Genomic DNA, 981 nt, shown 5'->3' with positions numbered 1-981 from the left:
AGAGTCACCTCCAACTGACGATTCATATCCATCATAAAGCCTCACGCTGCTGGAGGTGCAAGCTTATTTGTTCAAAAATCGTACGATGCTGCGCAGATTCCTCAAAAGCAACTTCAGTTTTTAATCCGGAGCAGATTCGTCGATCAAGTTCTGCAAGTCTTTTTTTACAGTCCCCGCATCCGTTCCAATCACAATTTGAATATGATGCCGATCAATTATGATCACACCGTGCGCCCCCAATCGCTTTAATCGGGCTTCATCCGCCAATGACGTGTCTTTTAATTTCAGTCGCAAACGGGTAATACAGTTTTCACAAGTGACGACATTCTCACGGCCGCCCATATACTTGAGAATACCTGCCGCCATAGACTGCTGCAGCCGGTCTCCTTCAGGTGTTTCCTGCTCCCTTCCGATCACCGGAACGTTTCGCTTTATAATCACAAAGTAAAACGTAACATAATAGAGCGCGAAAAAAGCAACGCCCACCGGTATGATCAATAATCCGCCGTCTGACAAATTAAGATTCAGCAAATAATCGATGGCGCCCGCTCCCCATGAGAAGCCGTGACGAATCCCCAGCAAACAGAGCACCGCTCCGGCAAGTCCCGTATAGACCGAGTGAAGAAAATACAATAAAGGCGAAGTAAATAAAAACGTGAATTCAACCGGTTCCGTAATCCCGGTGATCAGCGATGTGGCTGCTCCGGAAGACATGAGTGCTTTCGTTTCTTTTTTTCTCGTTCTGGCTGCATGCGCTATTGCCAAAGCGATCGCCGGAATGCCGAACATCATCGTGATAAAAAACCCGCCGAGAAAGTAGCCGGCTGTCGGGTCTCCATTCAAAAACCGTGTAATTTCCCCTGTCACCGCTTCTCCGGATGCCGTCTCATAGCGCCCAAGCCCAAAATATATATACGTATTCATGACATGGTGAAGTCCGAACGGAAGCAAAAACCGGTTCAGAAATCCGAACACAAAAAC

The 981-nt window shown here is 47.4% G+C and carries 1 protein-coding gene; it reads right to left on the bottom strand.

Annotated elements, in window-relative coordinates; all coding sequences use genetic code 11:
• Positions 1–120: 120 nt before the first annotated feature.
• Positions 121–981: PTS transporter subunit EIIC (locus tag ACWHAR_RS23730; RefSeq protein WP_452088023.1), on the bottom strand; the 861-nt coding region annotated here is incomplete at its 5' end.

This window comes from Bacillus sp. LR--39 (genome assembly GCF_053613335.1).
Note: the sequence above shows the minus strand (reverse complement) of the source record. Positions and strands in the feature narration are given on the sequence as shown.